The sequence below is a fragment of the Acinetobacter sp. YH12201 genome, from assembly GCF_013418145.1.
Taxonomy (GTDB): Bacteria; Pseudomonadota; Gammaproteobacteria; order Pseudomonadales; family Moraxellaceae; genus Acinetobacter.
In genome coordinates this window covers 1-4,032 of the sequence record NZ_VPCP01000136.1, presented here as the reverse complement: position 1 = coordinate 4,032, position 4,032 = coordinate 1, and the positions used below count along the sequence as shown (strand labels likewise).

The window sequence follows — 4,032 nt, the reverse complement described above, 5'->3', positions numbered from 1 at the left end:
AAAATGTATATTGTTGGCAGAAGAAATTATTTAGACCAATGATCAAAAACTTCATTGATGACTTTATTCTCGATAAAAATCATCTGCTACCACAGAGAATCTATAAATAATACTGCGTAAGTCCTATAATATATTTATATTTCAAATATATAGTTTATATTTGTATACGTATTTACTATATTTTTATCATTGATTAAAAAGATGAAATGCTTTTAGAATGTGAATGAACAATCTCCTCCCTGACATGATGGACTGGCAAATTTGGATCCACTTAAACCTTTCATAAATTTTTATTTCATAAATTATTGTAAATAGAAGAAATAATTATGAATTTACAAAATAAAAAATTCCCATCACAAATTTTTCGTGCCTATGATATTCGTGGACACATATCACTTTTGACGCCTGAACTTGTCAAAGCCATTGCCTATGGACTGGTGATGCAATATCAAAAGTTAGGGCAAACTCAACTGGCTATTGGTTACGATGCGCGCTTAACTAGTCCCCAATATGCAGAAATTATCAGACAAGTGTGTCAAGAAAAAGGGCTGCATGCCATAATTATTGGCTGTTGTTCGACTCCCTTGCTGTATTTTATTGCACGTCAATTTGAGGGTAATGGCATTATGCTGACTGCCAGTCATAATGCCAAAACAGATAATGGCGTGAAATGGATTATTCAAGGCGAACCGCCGTGTCCGGATCAGATTCAACAGGTAGCTTTAGCGGCTTGCTCGATTTTTGCTCCAGAAGAAAAAATTCTGATTGAACCCATGCAGCATGAAATTGGGGTTAAATATTGTCTTGAATATCAACATGCGCTATTGAAGGACATTCAGTTAAAAAGACCTTTTAAGGTGGTACTGGATGGTTTGAATGGTTCAGCAGGGCGCTGTGCCGTTTTAGTGCTAAAAAAAATGGGCTGCGACCTGACACTGATTCGTTGTGAAGCCAATGGTCATTTTCCCGATCATGCACCCGATCCTTCACAAGAAAAACATCTTGTTGAATTACGAAAAACCGTACTTGAACAACAAGCCGATATCGGTATAGCTCTGGATGGTGATGGTGATCGTCTGGTATTAATAAACGAAAATGGTACGACAATCTCCGCAGATCGGTTGCTGTCTTTATTTTCAGAAATATGCCTGAAGACCCATCCCGGTCATGAAGTGGTTTTTGATGTCAAATGTTCGACCATGGTGGCTAATACGGTTCGTCATTTAGGTGGACAGGCCAAAATGATCCGTACCGGAAGTTCTTTTTTACGCAGCTATATGGCGAAGTCACAAGGCAAAGCGGTGTTTGGCGGAGAATACGCCGGTCATTATGTGTTTAATGATGGGCGCGGTTTTGGCTATGATGATGGTTTGTATGCAGCCTTACGTGTTCTCGAATATTTAAGTCAACAACCGGATTTAACGCTATCAAAAGCATTGCTGGCTTATCCTGAACGCAGTTGTACTGAAGATCTCTACATTAGTACCCATAGTGAAGAACCAACAGCGGTATTACATGATGTTGAAATGAAAAGTCATGATTTTGATGCGCAATTAAGTAAAATTGATGGTGTACGACTTGATTTTGAAGATGGATTTGGCATTATTCGGGCATCGAATACCGGTGAATATTTTACAGTGCGTTTTGATGCGGATAATCCTGTAAGATTAAACGATATTCGACACACATTTGTTTCCATGTTAAGTGACCGATATCCTCAAATCGCACAAGACATTTTAGATGCTCAATAAGGAGAGGTGAATGCCATATCAACATACCGGCCTCGACAAAGCACAAGTTTTGACCGAAGCTTTGCCGTACATTCAACGTTTTTCAGGTAAAACGCTGGTTGTGAAATATGGTGGCAACGCAATGACTGATCCGGAGCTGGAAAGCTCGTTCGCACGTGACATTGTATTGTTAAAAACTGTAGGTTTAAATCCAATCGTGGTGCATGGCGGTGGGCCTCAAGTCGATTCATTCTTGAAACAATTGGGACGTGAATCTGACCGTATTGATGGCATGCGCGTGACTGACCCTGCAACCATGGAAGTGGTGGAAATGGTCCTAGGTGGTAGCGTAAATAAATCCATCGTTAATCTGATCAATCAGCACGGCGGTCGTGCCATTGGTTTGACCGGTAAAGATGGTAACCTGTTACGTGCCCAGAAGTTATTGATGGAAAAAACCGCTGAAGATGGTACGGTTAAGCAGATTGATCTTGGTCTGGTGGGGGAAGTCGTTGGTGTGAAAACCGATGTTCTGGAAATGTTTACCCAAGGTGATTTCATTCCTGTGATTGCACCTCTGGGTGTCGATGAAGAAGGTAATACCTATAACATCAATGCCGATTTGGTGGCAGGTAAAGTCGCTGAAGCTCTAGGCGCAGAAAAACTTATTCTGTTGACCAATATTACCGGTGTGCTGGACGAAAATAAAAACCTGCTGACGGGTTTAACGACCCAGGAAGTGGACCGTTTAATTGAAACGGGTGTGATTTATGGCGGCATGATTCCAAAAGTGGGCTGTGCACTAGATGCAGTCAAAGGTGGCGTGGTCAGCGCACATATTGTTGATGGCCGTGTTCCACATGCCACTTTATTGGAAATTTTTACCGATCATGGGGTAGGAACTTTAATTACCAACCGTGCCAAGCATTAAACCGTGATTTTAAAAAGCCTCCTTGTGAGGCTTTTTTATGGCGACTATTTTGACCCGCTCAATAGACTGATGATTGAAATCTCAATTTTGTCTTAATACATAAAATCGTGATGACTATCGTGAATTGAGATTTGCAACCCTCTGCCCAGTCATGCAAAATAGAAAAATCATGTATTTGCTATTTGATCAAGATTATGTGCCAGTTACTCGGAATGAATTGTGCTACGCCAACGGATGTGACTTTCTCATTTCGTGGTTTCTCTCAGCGTGCTGGCATTACATCAGACCATTGTGATGGTTTTGGCATTGCCTTTTTTGAAGATAAAGCCTGCCGACTTTTTGTTGATAATCAATCCGCAGTTGAATCGCCGATTGCTGAATTGATCCGTAATTATCCCATTAAATCACGCAATGTGATTGCACATATCCGTAAAGCCACCCAAGGTAAAATCAATCTGGAAAATTCACATCCTTTTAGCCGTGAGCTTTGGGGGCGGCAGTGGATTTTTGCCCATAATGGTGATTTACATGACTTTAATCCAACTTTATCGGGGCGTTTTACTCCGGTCGGCAATACCGACAGTGAGCGCGCATTCTGTTATTTATTAGATCAACTGGTACTTAAGTTTGGTTATCATGAACCCAAACTCGATCAGGTGTTCGATTTATTGGCTGAAGTTTCTCCAAAAATAGCCGAACATGGTACCTTTAATTTCTGTCTATCGAACGGTCAGGCACTCTTTACGTATGCAATTACCAAATTGCACTGGCTGGTACGTGAATATCCTTTTAAACCGGCACAATTGATTGATCTGGACGTTGAAGTTGATTTCAGTCAGGTGACGACTCCAGAAGATCGTGTCGCCGTCATTACCACAGAACCTTTAACCCAAAATGAAACCTGGAACGCTTTTGTACCAGGAGAGATGATTTTATTTCAGGATGGCCGACCGGTTCGGAAACAGCAGACTCATGTTGAGCGTTTAGAACGTGAACGCTTGAATCCGGCATTGAAACGAATCACTAAAGCCGATCAATATTGATTGCAATTTCAGATAAAACTTTAGTGTCAGATATTTATTAGATAAATATCTGACTTTATTATTTATAATCGGTTGAAATATTTTAAAATTTTATTGCTAGATTTTAATCTTACTGGCTTCGGGATATTTTTATATAATCGTACTATATTTATCTAATATAATTAAAAAATGACTTCTAAAAAATATAGTTTATAAAATCATGCTTTGTACACGACAAAAAAAGATAACTCATTGAAATAATGGCATAATACTTGTTTTCTGACGACGAATATGATGACACATTTCAATGAGTTACATCTCATCTTAAACAAATATCTAAAGTGGAACA

At 39.6% G+C, this 4,032-nt stretch carries 3 protein-coding genes and 1 pseudogene; all 4 read left to right on the top strand.

All coding sequences use genetic code 11. The features are described 5' to 3' along the window. Positions 1-110, top strand: a pseudogene (locus FTU91_RS15750) (IS701 family transposase); the annotation flags it as partial. A 216-nt stretch (positions 111-326) separates the two neighbouring features. After that, the gene (locus FTU91_RS15745) at positions 327-1,751 is read left to right on the top strand and encodes a phosphomannomutase/phosphoglucomutase (protein ID WP_180082809.1); all 1,425 of its coding nucleotides are present in this window, start codon (positions 327-329) and stop codon (positions 1,749-1,751) included. A 10-nt stretch (positions 1,752-1,761) separates the two neighbouring features. Further along, positions 1,762-2,661, top strand: a complete 900-nt coding sequence (gene argB, locus FTU91_RS15740) for an acetylglutamate kinase (protein ID WP_166171144.1) — start codon at positions 1,762-1,764, stop codon at positions 2,659-2,661. A gap of 194 nt (positions 2,662-2,855) precedes the next feature. Then, complete coding sequence (locus tag FTU91_RS15735; protein WP_086196422.1) at positions 2,856-3,704, top strand: class II glutamine amidotransferase; 849 nt, start codon at positions 2,856-2,858, stop codon at positions 3,702-3,704. Positions 3,705-4,032: the final 328 nt, after the last annotated feature.

Coding starts and splice junctions, on each gene's coding strand:
- FTU91_RS15745 (WP_180082809.1), top strand. CDS start 327: ATGAATTTACAAAATAAAAAATTCCCATCACAAATTTTTCGTGCCTAT.
- argB (WP_166171144.1), top strand. CDS start 1,762: ATGCCATATCAACATACCGGCCTCGACAAAGCACAAGTTTTGACCGAA.
- FTU91_RS15735 (WP_086196422.1), top strand. CDS start 2,856: ATGTGCCAGTTACTCGGAATGAATTGTGCTACGCCAACGGATGTGACT.